General features: G+C 60.5%; 15 protein-coding genes and 1 pseudogene. 7 read left to right on the top strand and 9 right to left on the bottom strand.

Features of this window, described 5'->3' with window-relative positions:
• The 4 genes and pseudogenes from VIW95_RS13735 to VIW95_RS13720 form a co-directional block, all read right to left on the bottom strand.
• A pseudogene (locus VIW95_RS13735) lies at positions 1-612 on the bottom strand (SAM-dependent methyltransferase); the annotation flags it as partial.
• Positions 613-653: 41 nt separating this feature from the next.
• On the bottom strand, positions 654-1,103 hold the full coding sequence (locus tag VIW95_RS13730) for a pyridoxamine 5'-phosphate oxidase family protein (RefSeq protein WP_331587455.1): 450 nt from the start codon (positions 1,101-1,103) through the stop codon (positions 654-656).
• Between the two features lie 3 nt (positions 1,104-1,106).
• The gene (locus tag VIW95_RS13725) at positions 1,107-3,443 is read right to left on the bottom strand and encodes a DNA polymerase domain-containing protein (RefSeq protein ID WP_331587453.1); all 2,337 of its coding nucleotides are present in this window, start codon (positions 3,441-3,443) and stop codon (positions 1,107-1,109) included.
• A 60-nt stretch (positions 3,444-3,503) separates the two neighbouring features.
• Complete coding sequence (locus tag VIW95_RS13720) at positions 3,504-4,523, bottom strand: hypothetical protein (RefSeq protein ID WP_331587451.1); 1,020 nt, start codon at positions 4,521-4,523, stop codon at positions 3,504-3,506.
• A 421-nt stretch (positions 4,524-4,944) separates the two neighbouring features.
• On the opposite strand from VIW95_RS13720, the gene rpoD reads away from it, so the two are divergent.
• The 4 genes from rpoD to VIW95_RS13700 all read left to right on the top strand — a co-directional run bounded on the left by rpoD (position 4,945) and on the right by VIW95_RS13700 (position 11,732).
• Positions 4,945-6,708, top strand: coding sequence for an RNA polymerase sigma factor RpoD (gene rpoD / locus VIW95_RS13715; RefSeq protein ID WP_414645295.1), 1,764 nt, complete (start codon positions 4,945-4,947; stop codon positions 6,706-6,708).
• Between the two features lie 113 nt (positions 6,709-6,821).
• Complete coding sequence (locus VIW95_RS13710; protein WP_331587446.1) at positions 6,822-8,204, top strand: arylsulfatase; 1,383 nt, start codon at positions 6,822-6,824, stop codon at positions 8,202-8,204.
• A gap of 569 nt (positions 8,205-8,773) precedes the next feature.
• Complete coding sequence (locus VIW95_RS13705; RefSeq protein WP_331587443.1) at positions 8,774-10,879, top strand: heterodisulfide reductase-related iron-sulfur binding cluster; 2,106 nt, start codon at positions 8,774-8,776, stop codon at positions 10,877-10,879.
• Between the two features lie 7 nt (positions 10,880-10,886).
• Positions 10,887-11,732, top strand: coding sequence for a phytanoyl-CoA dioxygenase family protein (locus VIW95_RS13700; protein ID WP_331587441.1), 846 nt, complete (start codon positions 10,887-10,889; stop codon positions 11,730-11,732).
• Positions 11,733-11,737: 5 nt separating this feature from the next.
• Here the strand turns inward: VIW95_RS13700 and VIW95_RS13695 are convergent, their stop codons facing one another.
• A complete protein-coding gene (locus VIW95_RS13695) occupies positions 11,738-12,700 on the bottom strand; it encodes an alpha/beta hydrolase (RefSeq protein WP_331587439.1) in 963 nt (320 codons plus the stop codon).
• 211 nt (positions 12,701-12,911) lie between these two features.
• On the opposite strand from VIW95_RS13695, the gene VIW95_RS13690 reads away from it, so the two are divergent.
• Positions 12,912-13,556 (top strand): hypothetical protein, encoded by a 645-nt coding sequence (locus VIW95_RS13690; protein ID WP_331587437.1) that lies wholly within the window; start codon positions 12,912-12,914, stop codon positions 13,554-13,556.
• A gap of 111 nt (positions 13,557-13,667) precedes the next feature.
• Here VIW95_RS13690 and VIW95_RS13685 read toward each other — a convergent pair whose 3' ends face one another.
• From VIW95_RS13685 to VIW95_RS13670, 4 genes are all read right to left on the bottom strand, one after another.
• Complete coding sequence (locus VIW95_RS13685) at positions 13,668-14,477, bottom strand: DUF4412 domain-containing protein (protein ID WP_331587435.1); 810 nt, start codon at positions 14,475-14,477, stop codon at positions 13,668-13,670.
• Positions 14,474-15,535, bottom strand: coding sequence for a lysylphosphatidylglycerol synthase domain-containing protein (locus tag VIW95_RS13680; RefSeq protein WP_331587433.1), 1,062 nt, complete (start codon positions 15,533-15,535; stop codon positions 14,474-14,476). The genes VIW95_RS13685 and VIW95_RS13680 overlap by 4 nt, the downstream gene beginning before the upstream one ends.
• Before the next feature lie 123 nt (positions 15,536-15,658).
• Positions 15,659-16,432: an anti-sigma factor gene (locus VIW95_RS13675; RefSeq protein WP_331587431.1), complete on the bottom strand. Its 774-nt coding sequence runs from the start codon at positions 16,430-16,432 to the stop codon at positions 15,659-15,661.
• Positions 16,429-16,974, bottom strand: coding sequence for a sigma-70 family RNA polymerase sigma factor (locus VIW95_RS13670; protein WP_331587429.1), 546 nt, complete (start codon positions 16,972-16,974; stop codon positions 16,429-16,431). Before VIW95_RS13670 ends, VIW95_RS13675 begins: the two co-directional genes overlap by 4 nt.
• Positions 16,975-17,266: 292 nt before the next feature.
• Between VIW95_RS13670 and VIW95_RS17640 the strand changes: the two genes are divergently transcribed.
• Positions 17,267-17,542 (top strand): helix-turn-helix domain-containing protein, encoded by a 276-nt coding sequence (locus VIW95_RS17640; RefSeq protein WP_414645294.1) that lies wholly within the window; start codon positions 17,267-17,269, stop codon positions 17,540-17,542.
• A gap of 452 nt (positions 17,543-17,994) precedes the next feature.
• Positions 17,995-18,699 (top strand): metallophosphoesterase family protein (locus VIW95_RS13665; protein ID WP_331587427.1); only part of this gene is annotated, 705 nt, incomplete at its 3' end.

The following is an 18,699-nucleotide window of genomic DNA, read 5'->3' as shown; positions in this document are numbered from 1 at the left end:
GACCTTGGACTTGGGAAACGCCGACGCGATCGCGATCACCGCGCGTCCGCTCCCACAGCCAACGTCAAGCGACGAGCCGCCTTCGGTCAGCTTCCCGACAACTTGCGGCATCGTCGGCAGCCATTTGCGAACCAACGAGTGCCGGTACATCGAGGCCGACGAACGCTCCATCGCCTCCCAGGTCTCGGGCGGATACTCGCTCTGCGAGACGCCGCGTCCGTTCTTGAACGACTCGAGCACCTTCGGCGCAATCGACATCTGCGGGACGATCATTTCGATAAAGCCGCCGGCGAAGAACGGAGAGTCGTCGCGCGCCAGCACCATCGCATGCTCAGCCGGCATCGCGTAGCTCTTCGCCGCCGCGTCGTAGTTGACGTATCCAGCCGCGGTCATCGCGCCGAGCCATTCGCGCAGGTAGCGTTCGCTGAGTCCGGTTTTTTCCGCGAGCTGCGCGCTCGTGACAGCGCCCGCTTCCGCCAGCGCGCTGAAAATTCCGAGACGGTCGCCGATATAGCTCAGCGCACCGAGCATCGCGGCGCCGATATCATTCGATACCTGCTTCGAGAATTTCTTGATCTTGTCCCAATCGAGCTGCTGCTTTTCTTCCGCCATAGTTTTCCTCCGGAGAGTATCGATCAGTTCAGGCGACGCGGCTAGGCTTTCCAGACCTCGGGCTTTTGACCCAGCCACAGTGCCGGCTGAACACCCAGTTCGACTCGAAGCGGATCTATGTGAATTAGCGTCAAGTCTTTCGAGTCCGGTCCCGCAGGCCAGAACTCTTTGAGGTCGTATCTGAAGATCCGCAAATTCCACACACGGATCTTCTCTTCAAGATCGTATACGAGCCGTGCCTTGCCAGTAACTGTAAGATGAGTGATGGGGCGCTGGGTCCCGACTTCATAGAACAGTTCGACTCGGGGATCGCGCGCGATATGGAGCGCTTTCGCGGAGCGCGGCTGAGTCGCTATCCAGAGAACGCGATCTTCGAACGCCGGAAACACCACGCGAACCTTGGGTTGGCCCTTGTCGGAGGTGGCGAGATAAGCGCGATTGGAGTTTCGTGCGGCCGCGCGAACCCTCTCCCAGAATTCTAACTCAACCATCCCCTACTCCTCAGACGCAATTGCAGGTTCTTCCGCTTTGGCCGGCGGGGCACCGAATAGCGAGAGTTGAGCGGGATTGTAGTCGGTCTCTACGATCGGCACGAACAGGCCGGGCTTCTCCACGAAGATGCGGAATTTTTCGTAGAGGTCGGCGAGCTTGTACTGGTAATATTCGACGTTTTCGTCGGGACTCTGCGGATCGTATTCCGCCGCCATCTTCGCGAGTGCGTTTACGCTCGCAGTGGCGCGGCGGCCGGTGACGTAATATGAAATCTGATCGCCGGGCAGGTAGGGCCGCTCGGCTTTGAGTGCGAGTTCGTAGGCGGCGGCGAGGTTGCGGCTGTTGTCGCCGATTTTGCTGCGGTACGTGTCGAGCGAATCCTGCAGTGTCTCGGTCTTCATCAGGTCTTCGATTCCGATTTCATGCCGTGCGAGCCGCGCCTGATAATCGTCGAGTAGTTTTGGAATTTCGTCGCGACGATCCTCGAGCAGCAGGCGGAACATCTGCTCCATAAAGCGTCGCTGAAAGCGTTCGAGCCCGCGCGAGCGCAGCCCTGAGCCGCGAATCGTCATCTTCCCGGCATCATCCTGCAGCACGTAGTTTTTCATCTTGTAGGAGAACATCGCGGCGTAACGGCCGTCGATCTCGAGCCGAATACCCTCGGGCATGATCGAGCCGACTTGCGCCAGGAGCCGCTCTGCGCCTTTGTCATCGGCGGCATCGGGCGGCGGAACGAAATAGATTCCATCGGTATCGACCTCGATAACCTGCGCGCCGCGCTGCTCGAGCTCCGCGACGGCGCGCTGGATCAGATCGCGTCCGCGTTTGGTCAATGCGTTCGCTTCGCCGAAGTCATTAAAGTGCCCGAGCGAAAATCCCAGGTAGCCGTAAAACGAATTGATAAGAATCTTGAACGTGAGCTGAAGCGCGTCGGCATTGCGGCGCTCGCTCCCTGAGAGTTCGCGCGCGAGCGCCTTGGCTTGCACCCGGAAGCTGCGCAGATCCCCGAGCAACTTGAGAAACACGCCGAGGCGATCGGCAACGGGTGCATGCCGATATTGCAGCATCAGCGACGGATACAGCGACGTCACGTCGCAATGCAGGACAGTGTGCGCGACGCCGCATCGGCGAACCTCGGTGTAGCCGCCCGCGACCGGCGCGGGTTGCGAGGGCTCGGGAATGGAATGTCCGGCGGCCACGTACGCCCGCATCATGAGCGCGTCAATCTTGGTCGCGTTCCCACGCAGCACCGCACTCTGGTACGAGTACGGGAAAATCTGCGCCTGCACGAAGTAGCTGGGGGAGAGGGTTTCGGCGAGCGCGCGGGTCTCGCGAGCGTCGTCGAGCGCGTATTCGTAGAGCTTGTCCGGCTCGTGCTGGAAGTAGTGGCTGATTTTCGACGCGTCGATATAAACGCGATCCTTGCGCGCCAGCCCGAAATGCTGCGCGAGTTGTTTGAGGCCCAGGCTCTCGAGTTCGCGGCTCGAAATGTCGTAGTGCTGCGCGAGAATCCACGTATCGATGATGTTGCGGCCCGGAATGTCGTAGCGGCGATAGGCGATCGAGCGTTCGGCAATTTGCATCCGCGACGGACGCGCACGAAGCTCGCCGCCGTCGCGTCCCAGCTTCAGCGGCACGCGATGGCGCCGCGCGCGCGTCTCCAGATATTCGAGGTCGAAGCGAAACAGGTTGTGACCCTCGACGACGTCGGGATCGCGCTCCTGGATGATACGCACCATCTCCTCGAGCATCGCGCGCTCGTCCATTTCGGTGCCCTTGAGCAGGCGCTCGAAGCCGGTCGAGTCGGTTAGCGAGATCGCGATGACGCGATCGCCCTCGCGCGCGGCCGACGGAAATTCAAACCCCGGCGAAATAAACGTCTCGATATCGAGCTGGAGGCGGCGCAGCTCGGCGAAATCCATCCCGATGAAAAACGTGGTCCCGGTGAGCATCAGATGCTGCTCGACCGGATCGGCCAGCACGAGATACGGCGCGTCGGGCGCGTTGGGCAGTTGGCTGGTCACGTTCCTTAGATGGCGCTTGATGGCTTCCAGAGTGTCCAGCGAGTTGAAGGTGACGAGCACCTTGTAACGGAAGTCGCCGTCGAGCCTGCGTGTCTCGTGCGGTGCTTTGAATCCTTCGAGCAATGCTACATTCTCGACCAGCGCAAACAGCCGAATTGGACGACGCTCGCGCGTGAGCTTGCCCAACCGGCGCCGGTACACGTCGATCTCAGTTTTCGACGCAACCTCGACCGCGACGACGCTCGCATCGGCGGGATCGCCGAACAGCAAGCGGTTGCTATAGAACTGCGCCGAAATTTCCTGGTAGGTGGTCATTGCGTACTTCGATTGTGCACCCGCGCCCGCGCGTCAGACAACGCGGCGGCGCGATTAGATTCAGAGGACGCCGAGGTAGCCGAGGCCAATCAGAAAGATCGCGTACGCCGCTCCGCCGATCATGAGTGTCGGCGTGCCGAGTTCCGAGTCGCGCAGATTGACGAAGAGAATCACTACCGAGGCGAGCGCGATCGAACCCGCGAGCAGTTCGGGATTCGTTAGATGCCACGGCGAAAACGCCAGGCCCAGCGCAACCGGAATGCACGACTGAAAGACCATCGCGCCCGTGATGTTGGCGAGCGCGAGATGATCCTTGCCCTGCCGAATCCAGACGACGGAGTTGTACTTCTCGGGTAGCTCGGTCGCGAGCGGGCTCAGCATGAGCGAGAGGACGCCGGGATTCAGATGCGCATGCGCGGAGAACAGGATGATCTTGTCGACGAACTCGATAGCGCCGATCAGGATCGCGAGGACACCGACGACTACCTGCGCAGCGACTACCCATCCTCGCGGCTCGAGCGGATTGCCGCGAAAGATCGACTCGAAGTAGAGTCCGCGCTCGACCTCCGCACCGACCGCCCGCTTCAGCCGCAGCATCACGACCGTGTAGCTCGCGTACACGATCAACAGTGCGACTGCGAGAACGTGGCGAAGAACCGGACCGATGTCGAGAGTGCCTGCTATCACCAGGCACAAAAAAACCGGGAAGAAGAAGGCCAGGTCCCGGCGCGCGTCCTCGCGAACCACTCGCAGTGCAATCCGTCCGCGACGCTTGCGAAATGCGATCGCCGCCGTGCCCATCACGAACAGCGCCACCGTCGAGAGCATCAGCGGTGCTCCGACGATCGCGCCGAGTCCGACCGCGGTGTGGGCAGTCGCGGAATCGCGGCCGGTCAGCAGCGCGACGGCCGGGATGAACGTCTCCGGCAGCGCCGTTCCGACCGCGGCGAGCAGGCTGCCGACCGCAGCCTCGGCGATATGCAGCCGATGCCCGGCCCATTCGACGCCGTTGGTAAAAAGTTCCGAGCCTACAAGAATTATCGCGAAGCTGAGGGCCAGGACTATTGCGTTGATTGCCAAAATTCAGCTCGAAGGGAGCGGAGCAGCGTCGAGAATAGAGAGGCTCGCTCACGATTTCCAGCGCGCATCACAATCCATGAATCGAGGAAAGCTCAGCGGCGATGCAGCCAAATGGACAAATGATGCGTATAATATCGGTAGAGCTTGATCGACGAGCGCGGATTCGCGATTAGGGCGGGCGGCAGAGCGCTCTTAAGCAATTCGCCCAATGATCGTGAGGATGACGGCGAGAAATAAGTTGACTCCGACGGCAGCGATCTTTAGATTGGACCTTTGGTGTCGCTCACTTGCCTTTGTATTCTTGTCTGTATAAATGAGGCCTGATTCCCCGGCTCGCGGTCGCAATGACGGCCGCACTGCGCGCCCATTTTCACCGATAGCACTAACGGCCAAACGCCCGCGCACAACGGAAGCAAAACGAATGAAGCAGAAGTACGAAGGTAAGGACCTACAGGGGCTGGTCGATCTCGGGCGCGAGCAGGGCTACCTGACTTTCGAGCAGGTCAACGACTTCCTGCCGCAGGATGTGGCCTCGCCGACCGACTTGCGCGCTGCGCTCGACAGCTTCGAGGATCTTGATATCAAGGTGCTCGAGGAAGTCCCGACTGAAGGCGCTGACGAAGTCGAGGTCGAGACCAAGGAAGAGGCCGAGGAAGCGCCCGAGGCGCCGGCGCCGGCTGCCGATTCGCTCGGCGAGTCGTCGGACCCGGTTCGGCTCTATCTAAAGGAGATGGGCAACTTTCAGCTCCTGTCTCGAGAGCAGGAAGTCGAAATTGCCAAGCGCATCGAGGCCGGCGAAAACGAAGTCGAAGAGGAAGTGCTGGGCTCGCCGATTATGCTCGATTTCGTGATTCGGGTGGGCGAGCGGGTCGAGGCGGGCGAAGCCGATCTGCGCGACGTGTTCGAGGACGCCGCCGAAACGCCCGACGATCCCGACGAAGAACGCGGACCCGAAGCCGACGAGCGCCAGCTCAAGAAGCTGAGTGTCGCGACCAAAAAGCTAACCGACCTGCGCACCAAGATCGACGCAATCGAGGAAGAGCTTCGGAACAAACCCGGCCCGCGCCGCAAGCCCAAGCTCGACAAGGACCTGGGACGCTACAACGAGCGCGTGAAAAAAGAATTGCGCGAGATGGGACTGTCGCGGCGCCTGATGGAAGCGGTGATCGGCGAGATGCGCGACTTCCTGCAACAGTACCGCATCGCCCATCACACCATCGCGAAATACGAGGAAGCGACCGGCCGCTCGCGTACGAATCTGCTCAAGGAAGCGGCCGAGGCTGAGGATCGCCGGCACGTCCTGAAGATCAATGACGTTCGCGAGAACCTGCTCGACATCGCCGCACGAATTCGCCTGGCGCAGAAGACGATTCGCGAAGTCGAGAAAAAAGCGAAGGACGACGGCGAGGATTACGCGCGCAAGCTCGAAACGATCGCCGCCGGACAGGACAAGAGCCGCCGAGCGAAAAAGGAACTGACCGAGGCCAACCTGCGCCTCGTCGTCAGCCTCGCCAAGCGCTACACCAATCGCGGACTTGGCTTTCTCGATCTGATCCAGGAAGGCAACATCGGCCTGATGCGCGCGGTGGACAAGTTCGAGTATCAGCGCGGTTACAAATTTTCGACGTACGCGACGTGGTGGATTCGGCAATCGATGTCGCGCGCGATCGCTGACCAGGGGCGCACCATTCGTATCCCGGTGCACATGGTCGAGACGATCAACAAACTGCTGCGGGTCACGCGCCTGCTGGTGCAGCGGCTCGGCCGCGAACCGGGGCCCGAGGAAATCGCTGAGCAGATGGAGATGCCGCTGGACAAGGTCCAGAAGGTGCTCAAGATAGTCAAGGAACCGATTTCGCTCGAAACCCCAATCGGCGACGAAGAAGAAAGTTCGCTCGGCGATTTTGTCGAGGACGAACTCGCACCGTCGCCGGTCGAGGCCGCAATCCAGGGCAATCTCGGCGAGCAGACGCGCAAAGTTCTCGCAACGCTGACGCCGCGCGAGGAGCAAATCCTCCGCATGCGCTTCGGCATCGGCCAGAAGACCGACTACACTCTCGAGGAAGTCGGCAAGCAGTTCGCCGTCACCCGCGAGCGCATCCGCCAGATCGAAGCCAAGGCGCTCCGCAAGCTGCGCCAAACCGGCAGATCGCGCAACCTAGAAGGTTTCCAGGAACGGGAGTAACCCGCAGTTTTTCTTAAATTCGGTCCCCCTTCCCGCGCGGGAAGGGGTTAGGGGTTAGGTTCCTAAGTCACGACCGCATCCGCTCGCATCTTTTTGTGCTACGAATTCGTTCGATGCCCACGCGCCCGAACATCATCCTCATTCTCGCCGACGACATGGGCTACGGCGACTTCGGATGCTTCAACTACGGCGCCTCGCGCACGCCGACGCTCGATCATCTCGTCAGCGAAGGACTCTGCCTGACGCAGCACTACTCGGCGTCTCCGGTTTGCGCGCCCGCGCGCGCGTCGCTGATGACAGGCCGCTATCCGCATCGCACGGGCGTGATCGACACGCTCGAGACGCGCGGACTCGACCGCCTCGCGCTGCGCGAGTTGACGATAGCCGAACTCCTGAAGCGCGCGGGCTATGCCACCGGCCTTATCGGCAAATGGCACAACGGCGCATACGACTCGCGCTACCATCCGAACCAGCGCGGCTTCGACGAGTTCGCGGGATTCTCCGGCGGATGGCAACCGTACTACCAGTGGAATCTCGATCGTAACGGCTCTTTTTCGCGTGGAGACGGCCGCTATCTGACCGAAGTCTTTACTGACGAGGCGACCGAGTTTATCCAGCGTCATCTTGGCAACCCGTTTTTTCTATACCTTGCGTACAACGCGCCGCATTTTCCGTTCGAAGCGCCCGAGGCCGACGCCGCGCCCTACAAGGCGAGCGGCAACTTCACGCCCGCGGTCAGCCAAATCTACGCGATGATCGAATGCATGGATCGCGGAATCGCGCGCGTGCTCGACGCGCTCGACCGATCCGGCCTCGCCGACAACACGATCGTGATGTTTTCGAGCGACAACGGGCCGCAGTTCGGCGGCAAGGGCGAGATGTGCACCGACCGCTTCAATTGCGGCTTCGCCGGCGCGAAGACACTCGTGTACGAGGGCGGCATCCGCCTGCCGATGGTAATTCGATGGCCCGCCGGTCTCGACGGCCGCCGCCAGGTCCACGACATGATTCATTTCACCGACTGGCTGCCGACGCTTCTCGCGATTGCTGGCGCTGAGCCGCCAAGCGATCTCAAGCTCGACGGAATCAACGTGACGCCAACGCTGCAAGGCGCGCATGGCAAGGTCCCGACCGAACGTTTCTGGCAATGGAACCGCTACACGCCCGACGCCGAGTGCAACGCCGCGATGCGCGACGGCCGCTGGAAGCTGGTGCGTCCCGCGATTCGCGAGTTGATGCAGGTATCAACCGAAGACCTCGCGATGGACATTCAGTCGAAGTACAACCCCGAAAATTTCCACGACATCTCGCGCACCCCCGAGCCCGAGCGCATCAAACCCGCGCCGCCTTCCGCTCAACTCTTCGACATCGTCAGCGATCCCTTCGAGCGCAACGACCTGGCCGCGCAAGACCCCGCCCGCGTATCGAAAATGACTAACGCACTAGCGATCTGGTTCGAAGACGTCGAACAGGACCGTCTCTCAATTCACGATTGAACCGTCCACCTCCCAATCCGGTCCCCCTTCCACTAGGGGAAGGGGTTAGGTTGCTTGCACATCCGCGATGCTCTTCGCATCACTTCTTGTGTCATCCTGACAAAGCGAGCAACGCGAGCGGCAGGAAGGATCTCGGACAGCTTCGCGCACGCGAAGCCGGTACCGGTTTCCGATACCCGCGCACCCTATCTCGCAGCTCTCTTCGCGGGGATGAACTTTTTAGCCTGAACCCGCCTGAATATCCGTGCTAACAATGTGGTATGCGCCATCATTCAAAATGCGCCGCGCTCGCCCCATTCTCGCCCGAAGCACGCCGACCCCAGCCTCCAACAAAAACAGTTTTTGACGGAACAAAACTACCCTCAGTGGTCAGCCATCTCAAAACCGCAACCTATGGTATGAAAAGACTCGCCTCGCCTGAAATCCATCCGCCTGGATCGCGCCAGTTTTGTCAGCCTGGCAACCCTAACCGGCACCGAGAGTTACGATGGATTGAATTCATCCGCGATGGTCTGATTTAAGACTCTGTTACAGGCACCTTCGCCAGCGGCTTTTCCGATGGAGCGCAAATGAACGAGCAAGTCACCCGCCAGATCCTGTGGAACATCCCCGCGCCGTTCATCGTGTTGATGTACGGCCTGCTCGCGCTGTTTATGGCCGGCTGCGTTTACGCATTCATGAAATGGTACCGGCTGGTGACCCTCGGCGTCTCCGAAAATCGTCTCGATCATCCAATCGAGCGACTGCTGCTGTCACTGCGCGACTCGTTCGGCCAGGGCAACGTGATTCGCGAGACCTGGGGCTGGATGCACTACGCGTTCTACGTCGCGTTCGTCGGATTGTTCATCGGCACGACGATCGTCCTGATCAACAGCGACTTGCGCGACCTGCTCAACCTGTTCGGCGTCGATTTCTACTTCTACTACGGCGACTTCTATCTCTATTTCAAAGCCGCGATGGACACCTTCTTCTTGCTGTTGATCCTCGGCGTGCTGATGGAAGGGATGCGCCGCTCGGTTCGCAAACCAACCGTGCTGAATGACCCGCCTGCCGAGAAGATGCGTGACAATCTCGAGAACCGGCTCGGTTACTGGTTCCCGATGTCGATGATGGTGCTGACTGCCGTCACGGGCCTGATGCTCGAGGGCGCGCGAATCAACGCAGCGCATCCGGCCTTTCACGAATGGGCATATGTCGGACGAGTCGTGGGACGAATTGAAGGCGGACTCGGCGCTGGCGTCACGTACCATCGATGGCTCTGGCTGGTGCACGTGCTGTTCGTGTTCGTGTTGCTGTTTTGTTTTCCGTTCACCAAGCTGCGCCACTTGATCTTCGGGCCGCTGAATCTTTTCTTCCGCAACCTGGGTCCGCGCGGACGGCTCGCGCCGATCAAGGATTTCGAGAACGCAGAAACCTTCGGCGTCTCGCAAGTCGAGCAGTACACCTGGAAGCAATTGCTCGACATGGGCTCGTGTCTCGAATGTGGCCGTTGCACGATCAACTGCCCCACCGTCAATACCGGCAAAGTGCTGAATCCCAAGTACCTCGTGATCGAACAGCGCGAGCATCTGCTCGACAAGGCGCCCTTTTTACTGGCGACAAAGGCCAACGGCAAACCCGCCGAGGGCGCCGAAGCGCCAGCCTGGAACGGTCCCGACATGATCACGCAGGTCGCGACCGAAGAAGCGGTGTGGGGATGCACGACGTGCGGATGGTGTGAAGAGGGATGCCCGGTCAGCATCGAGCACATCCAGCGAATCGTGGACATGCGGCGCTACGACGTGTTGATGGAATCGAGATTCCCGACCGAGTTGACCGGCGCGTTCAAGGGAATCGAGAACCAGGGAAATCCGTGGGGCCTCGCGCAGGAGAAGCGCGCCGAATGGGCTAACGGACTCGAAATCCCCGAAATTGCCGAGCTCGAAGATCCATCGGAGATCGACGTGCTGTACTGGGTTGGATGCGCCGGCTCTTACGACGAGCGCAACCAGCGCGTCAGCAAGTCGTTCTCGGGCTTGATGAAACAAGCGGGCGTCAAGTTTGCGATTCTCGGGCGCGAGGAAACTTGCACCGGCGACCCGGCGCGCCGCCTGGGCAACGAATACCTGTACGCCACGGTCGCCGCGCAGAACGTCGAGACGCTCAATCGCTACAAGCCGCGTCGAATAGTCACTCAATGCCCGCATTGCTTCCACAATTTGAAAAATGAGTATCCGGACTTCGGCGGCAACTACACTGTGTTGCACGAAGCGGAGTTTATCGACGAGCTAATCCAGGCCGGGCGTCTGAAGCCGCGCGGCAAGATCGACGAACGGATCACGTACCACGATCCATGCTACATGGCGCGGCACAATCGCAAATGGGACAGCGCTCGCAGTGCGCTCGGCGCGATTCCAGGCGCTGAAGTCGCCGAGGTCGAGCAGTCGAAGAATCGCACCTTCTGCTGCGGCGCGGGCGGCGGATGTTTCTGGAAGGAGGAACACGAGGGCACGCGCATCAATCAGAAGCGCTTCGATCAATTGCAGGAAGCCAAGCCCAAGTGCGTCGCCGTAGGATGCCCGTTCTGCATGACGATGCTCGAAGACGCGGTGAAGTCGCGCTCGCTCGAAGAAACGATGCGCGTGCGCGACCTCGCGGAGCTGGTCGCCGAATCCACCGGCATCAGCACGAAGTGAGGAAGGCATGAGCACGCAGCCATCGACGAACGACGCGGTTGGTGCGCTGCATCCGTTGAATCATGGATTCTCCTGGCCGCCGGTGCGCGGGCCGTTTCGCCTGATCACTGACGAGCAGGCGCGATCGTTCAACCAGCGCGGTTTCTTCGTGCTCGAAAATGCGATCGATCCTGCAGCTGTCGTGCGCGTTCGCGATGCGATCGATCCGTTCGAGGCTAAGGCGGAAGAGTTCCTGCGCTCGCGCCCCGACGGCCGGATGGGCATCGCGCAGGCCGACGGAATAACCTTCACCGTGCATCTCGTCAGGCTTTCGAGCGTGCTTCGCGAGGTTTCCGCGAGCCGCACCTTTCAGGATCTCTGCCACGATCTGATCGGGCCCGACGTGCGCCTCTACTGGGATCAGGCCGTGTACAAAAAGCCCGAGTATCCGAAGCCGTTCCCCTGGCATCAGGACAACGGCTACACCTACGTCGAACCGCAGGCGTACCTGACTTGTTGGATTGCGCTGAATGACGCGACCGCTGACAACGGTTGTCCGTGGGTGATCCCCGGCGGGCATTTGCGCGGGACCCTCGCGCATCGGCTGTCCAAACTCGGTTACGTATGTCGCGAGGAGGACGGCCGCGAGGCGCTCGCCGTTCCAGTCCGCGAGGGCAACATCGTCGTATTCTCCTCGCTGATGCCGCATCGCACCGGCCCCAACGTCACCGCGGGCGTTCGCAAGTCGTACATTCTGCAGTACGCTCCCGACGGCGCGCGTGTCGTGCAGACCAACGCCGCGTGTGACGCGCCGGATCGCCAGTACCTGATTCTGAAGAACGGCGAATGCGTTTCCCCGCCGCCGCTTGAATAGCCGCGCTACTTTTTCATATCGGACAGAAAATCCAGAATCGCCGCGTTCACCTCGGCCGGCTTTTCCTGCTGCGTCCAATGACCGGAACCCTTGACCAGCACGGTCTTGCGCAGATTCGGCACCCAGGTGCTCATCCCTTCGGCCATCTCGGGGCGCAGCACGACGTCGCGCTCCGCCGTGATCATCAGCGCGGGCTGCTCGATGCGATCGGTCTGGCCCGCGCTCTCCTCCCAGTTCTTGTCGATACATCGATACCAGTTCAGCCCGCCGCGAAAGCCGCTCTTCTTGAACGCACGCACGAAAACATCGAAGTCCTCGTCGGTGAGAAACTTTCCATGCGGACGATCTGAGAATCGATCGAGCAATCCTCCGCCTGCCGCTCCCCACACACCGGGCGCCGCTTTGTGAATCCCGATGGGATCGACTTCCGGCGGATCCTGGTAGAAGCCGCGCAGCGATCGGGCGACATCGCGTTCGAGTTCCGCCTCCGCCACTCCCGGCGTTTGAAAGTAGAGAATATAGTGGAAGCCGCCGGCCGCCATTGCGCGCATCGCGTCGGTCGGCTTTACCGGAGAGCGCGGGATGAACGGTGTGTTGACGCCGATCACGCGCTCGACGCTGTCGCGCGCCATCAGCGCGGTATTCCATGCGACCATGCCGCCCCAATCGTGACCGACGATCACGCACTTGCCGATTCCCAGCGCGTCGAGCATCCCGACGATGTCGCCGACCAGTTTGCGCTGCGTGTATGCCTCGATCGGAGTGGGCGCTTCGGTCTCGCCGTAGCCGCGCTGGTCGGGCGCGATCGCGCGGAAGCCCGCTTCGGCCAGCGCCTTCATCTGATGGCGCCACGAGTACCACATCTCGGGAAAGCCGTGGCAGAATACCACCGGAAAGCCGTCGCCGATCTCCGCCACATGCATATTGATGCCGTTGGTCCTGACAAAGCTGTGCTTGATTTCGCTCATCCCGCGCACCTCAAAAACAATGCCTCGTCTGTGCCGTGTGGATTAACCGCGGCTTTGGGAATCATGCGGCAATATTTGTATCGAAGCCAGCAATTGGAGCCGGCAAAGTCGTAATTGACACAATCAAGGGCGCCGACTTATGCTCTCAGGTCCAACACACTGAACGCTCGTTTAATGGGAACGGGGTTTAACCAATCTGGAGGAACACCCGATGAGCTACGATTTTGAATTCAAACAATTGCTGAGGGCCTACCGCAACGGAGTGATCTCCCAGTCCACCTTCGAGGCCGAATTGACGTGGCTCGAAGCAGGCGCGCCGACGAACGGTAATGGTAACGGCGGCGCTGGTTTCAAAGCGTTTGGCCGTACCTATAAGTCGGAACGCGCGGCGGTCGTCAGTTTTCTCGACAAGGTCCGCGTGGGCGAGGCCAACGGCGGCGAAGCATTCGCGGCGTGGGCGGAAGTCTGCACTACCGATTGCATCCGCACCGGCATTCGAATCGTGGCCGAGCGTGAAGCCTATCATTCGCGAATTTTCGCGCAGCGCCTGGCCGAACTCGGCGGTGAGATGCGCGCGATGGCAACCGACGCCGGGCGCAAGGCCGTCGCCTATCTGGGCGACCCTTCGATTCCCGACAACGAAAAACTGCTCGATTTCACCAGGCGCGTCGGTAAGCCCGAGGATGCTATCAAACCGATCTGCGAGTTCGCGGCACTGCTGAAGGAAGATCTCTCGACCAAGGAAGCGTTGCGATTGTTTGCGGAAGACGAACTATCGACGGCAAAATGGATCTGGGATTCGTGCGCCGCACTCAACGCACCCAAACAGGATGCGTCGGCGTCAGCATCGATGTAGTTTTTCGGATTGGAATGAGACTGAGAGCGGGGCCTATGACGGACCCCGCTCTTTTTTATTCGACTCACTCGCGAGCTTGATAGAGTACGCGCGAGTCAACGCTCAGCTGACTCAATGCGTTGCCGGCGATGGGGCGCCTGCCGGCGGCGGCATCTTCATTGCGCCCGGCTTCATCATCATCGTGCCGGGTCCCGGCAGATCTCGCTTGGTGAAGCCTGTGGGAATGGCGAAATCGGCGTCCGCCAGTTTCTTCGTTTCGATCTTCTCGACCACCGTGTTGGTGGTGACCGGCGGACGCTTCGCCATCATCTCGTTAATCTTCGCCGCCTGCTCCGGCGCCATCCCTGGAATGTTCACCTTCCCCATCTTCATCGAGGAGTCCAGCGCGAGCGGTACTCCGCCGGGGATTTCGCCATTGCCGGTCGGGGTGCCTGAGCTCTTGAGTTTGGCCGCCATATTTTTCTCGAACGCTGCAAACTCCTCGGCGCCGGGTGCCGTGCTCGAGAAGCATTCCTTGACCGTGTAGTCGCCCGCCATCATGTGCCCGCCGCCGTCGAAATCGGTGCACTTGAATCCGGCGATTTCGCGGGTGGAACCGGCTTTCTTAAAGTTCATCGCCGAATTGGTGCTGGCCGCCATCATGGCGGCCATTTGTCCCTTGGGCGGGAACTCGATCTCGAAGTAGGTCTTTGCCGTCGGATCGAGCACGTACATTTTTCCAACGTCGAGGTCGGTTATAATCGTGTGACGCTCGGTCACCATCTTCTGTTTGTTGCCTTGCACCGAAATCGTTTGTTCGGAGTCGCGGGCGTTGGTTCCGCTGCTCACGTGCTGCTTTTGCGTGATGACGACCCCGGCGGCCGCGGGCAGCGCGGACATTGCGAGCGTCATCCCCGCAACCAGGGCGGTTAGTTTCCTCATAGCGATTGCTCTCCTTGTGCTCCTCGTTGCATTTTCATCACAGAGTCATGCCCGACCGGCGCGGTGCCCTTAATATCACCGCGCTGCGGCATTACCGTACGATGTATCATCAGGGCCAATAGCCCGAACAACACCCATACCATTTCCTTGATACGCCGCAGAAACCCAACCGCGAAGCCAATTCCCGGCGGATAACCAAGCATCCCCAGGATGAGCGCCTTGCCGCCCTCCTGGCTTACCAGCTTGCCCGGAATCAGGAAGGTCGCGCGCTCGATCAGCAGTCCGACCGACTCGACCAGCAATGCGGTCTGAAAGGTCGGCGACTGATGCAGCATCCGCAGCAGGATATAAATCTCGAGTGGACCAAGACTCCACGCGACCGCATAGCAGAGGCACGAGGCCACGAAGCGGCTGCGATTGCGCGCGTAGAAGTCGAGTAGGACAGCGTCGGCCTCACCGGCGGAATCGCGGATTTCGTTTTCGTTGGTGTTGATTTGCGCGATATCGAACTTGGCCACGGCCCGCCACAGATGCGAAAACGGCCGCTTCATCTGGACGAAAAAGAATCCGCCCGCCAGCGCAACCGCCAGCGCGAACCCGCCGACGATTGCCCAGTACAGGTTGGCCGCCACCGGTATCATGCGCAGCGAAATTGCCAGCGCGATCGACATGAACACGATTTGCCCGACCGCTTCTGCCAGCGACGCGACGACTACCGTCGCCAGCCCAACCGGCATCCGCAATTTCTCGCGCACCTCCAGCGCCATCACAAACTGCCCGCCTAGCTGCGCCGACGGCGTCACGTAGTCAACCGCCTCCCCGCCAATTCGCGCGCCAAACAGTTCGACGAAACTGAGCCTGGATGGATAGTCCTCGATCGTGACGCGCCAGCCGAGCGTGTTCGCGATTCGCGCAATCGCCTCGAGCGAGATGGTGAGCGCCAGGCCCCAACCCGCCATCCGCACGTAGCCAAGCACCTGGCGCGGGCCATAGTGGCTCAGGAACCAGGCGTAAAACGCAATCGCTATAACGATGAAAATTGTCTCGACGCGGCGCATCGGCAGGTAGGGGACGCCTCTATGGAACGGGCGGCAACCGATGCATTCTTTCAGCCGCGCCCCACCTGCGCAACCCGTGAACGCATGAGTTATTCGCCGTCCCTTCGGCGGGAAAAGCCGCGCTTAGCCCTTCGTACGGATCAAGTTCGCGAAGTTGTCGAGCTCCAGCTGATTCAGGTCCGACACCATCCAGCAATTCATTCCCGCCACCGTCAGTTGCTCGACGTTGTAGCCGTGTTCCGTCTCGATTCGCTCCGCGCCGGTCGCAGTGCCCGCCGTCGGCCACATGAAAACGTTGATCACGTGCTTGCCATGCTGATACACCAGCGCCGCCACCGGGCGTCCTTCGATATAGTCGAGGCGCCCGCCCACCAGTGGGAATCCGTCTTTCGCGAAATCGTTGACCGGCGGCGAGAAATCCAGCTTGCCGTTGAACCACGGCTTGACCGTATGCTGATCGGTCGAGGCGACGTCCATCAGATGCGTCGCCATCAGCGATCGGACATGGCTCGCGACCACTTCGCTCGCCAGCTGCTGGTTGAGGGCCGGCGCAATCGTGCGCGGCGCTATGATCAGTGCGAGCATCGCGCCAATCGCCATCGGAACCGCGAACCGGACGGCGCGCGGAACCCACGCTCCGCGCCGCGACTGATACCCGTTGGCGCGAGCGGTGGTTGATGCAGGAATCGCGCGGCGAATCTTTTCCTTCAATGCCGCCGGCGCCTCGAAGCGAAACGCATCGTCCTTGAGCCGCGTCCGCATTGCGCGCAATGCGGCATATTCGCTGACGCATCGCGGGCATTCCTCGATATGCCGCTGGACTTCCAGGTCGTCGACGAGGTCGAGCTCGCCGTCGAGATGCCCGTGCATCAGCACTCGCGCGTCGTCGCAGGTCACGCCGGCTCCTTCGCGATTCGGTCTTTGCCGATGCGTTCCTGGAGCGACCGCGCGAGCTTGCCGCGGGCTCGGGCCAGCCGCGACATTACAGTCCCTATCGGCACGTCGGCCGCATCGGCGATTTCCTTGTACGAAAGTCCTTCGATGTCGCGCATCACAATCACCTCGCGAAAATCGTCCGTCAGCTCTTCGAGCGCCGCCCGAATCATCGCGCCATCGGCCTTGCGAACGGCGTCTGCCTCAAGACCGCTTTCTTCGCCAGCCGCCGAATGCATCTGTTCGTCGAATTCAGTTGGCGACGCAGGACCGCGGTTGCGCTTGAGCCATGTGAACGCGGTGTTGCGCACGATCGCGAGAATCCACGCACGCGGATCGCCGCCGCGAAATCCACCGGCAAAGCGGAGCGCGCGCAGGTAGGCCTCCTGCACGACGTCCTGTGCGTCGTGCTCATCACGCACCAGCCATCGCGCGAGGTTGTACGCAGCATCCATATGCGGCAGGAACGTGCGATCGAAATCGACGGCTTTGGTTTCGTCAGGCAATAGCTTCTCTTTCGCCAGCCCGCACGTCCCCGTTGGGCTTCAGACCGCGAGCGCGACAATTTTATTCCCGACCGCTTCTGGGGCTCAATGGCGGGAATTTTCGCTTACCTATCGAGTCTTGCCCTCTGAAATCGCACTTCAGCGCGAGGTGACTTCGATTACGTACTCTCGGCACGTCCTCGCTGTTGTGCGGTCATTTTTCACGCCTATAACAGCGGAGACCTGAAATTGCGTAGCAAGAAAATCGCTCACACGGTCGAGACATCGCTTTTCTGTCGCCCCCCGCAGAAAAATGTCCCGCCGTGTGGGCGTTATCCTTACGCAGAGGAGTCACATGGATCGATTCGACAAAGCGAATAACAGGATACTGACAGTGCGGGACGTATCGAACTACCTACGGGTGCACCCATCCACGATCTACAAGATGCTAAAGAGAAATCAGTTGCCCGCGTTTCGTGTCGGCAGCGACTGGCGCTTTACCGTTGAGGCAATCGACCAGTGGCTCGCATCGGCAGAGCCGGGCGCGGCCCCACGAGCCGCAAGAGAGGCCGAACTTAGTTCGAAGTGACTCGATAATTCGGTTAGAAACGATCGCGGCGACCCTAAACGCACAAACCGGGAATTCCGCGACCGCTTACGGAAAATCCGAATGCGGCGCTCACCTTGGATAAGCTCCGCACCTTCGACGGGTATCTTCGTGCATCGGCTACCGCGTTCTGTCGCGGAACGACGAATCTCTATCGGAATGCCTTTCGGAGACTTTCCCACCCGCGTTTCAATGTTTGCTTCGCGATCTGGATCGTAAATCACTGAAAATCGCCAATAGTCGCTGCACCAAAGTGGTGTAGCGATTCAACTTCGGCACAAGGTTCCAGCCAGATCACGCTTTCGCTCCGCCTTCCGCAATCAGTCCCAGACTGCGCGCGCGCCAATTTTATTCCCGAGCCTCGATCGCGGGAATTTTCTCCGAGCCATCGAGTCATCAACCCTGAAAGCGCACATCAGCGCGAGGTGATTTGGATGGAAAAGAAATTTGATCGTCGATCGTTCCTGCGCGTGACGGGAACTGCTCTCAGTATCGGCGCGGTCTACAGCGTCTTCCCCGCGCTGACACGCAAAGCCGGCGCCGAAGGGATCACGCGCACCCTGGCCGAGCTCAACGGTGAAGCTCCCGCGGCATTCTCGTTCATGCAACTGAGCGACACTCACGTCGGATTCAACGGGCCGCCTGATCCGCTTGGCACCAAGGCGTTCGAAAGTGCAGTCGCGACGATCAACGGGCTGAAGAATCGTCCCGAGCTGGTCATTGTCACCGGCGACCTGACACACGACGCCGACTCTCCCGACGAGCACGCAAAACGTTTCAGGCTGTTCAAGGAGATCTCCGGCAAAATCGGCGCCGCGCAAATCAAAGTCGTGCCGGGCGAGAATGACGCCGCGCTCGACGGTGGCGACATGTTCCGCGAGTTCATGGGGCCGACCCACTACTCGTTCGATCATCGCGGCGTGCACTTCATCGCGCTCGACAACGTCTCAGCGGGACGGCCGGCAGTGGGCGCCGAGCAGCTGGCGTGGATGAAATCCGATCTCGCGCGTTTTCCGAAAACCGCGCCCATCATCGTGTTCACGCATCGGCCGCTGTTCGACCTCAAGCCGGAATGGGAATGGTTCACCAGCGACGGCGACGACGTGATGAACGCGCTGGCGCCGTACGAAAACGTGACC

Origin of the sequence: Binatus sp. (SeqCode) (genome assembly GCF_036522015.1) — a bacterium.
GTDB lineage: Bacteria > Desulfobacterota > Binatia > Binatales > Binataceae > Binatus.
The sequence above is the reverse complement of the archived record's forward strand: the minus strand, read 5'-3'. Positions and strand labels throughout refer to the sequence as shown.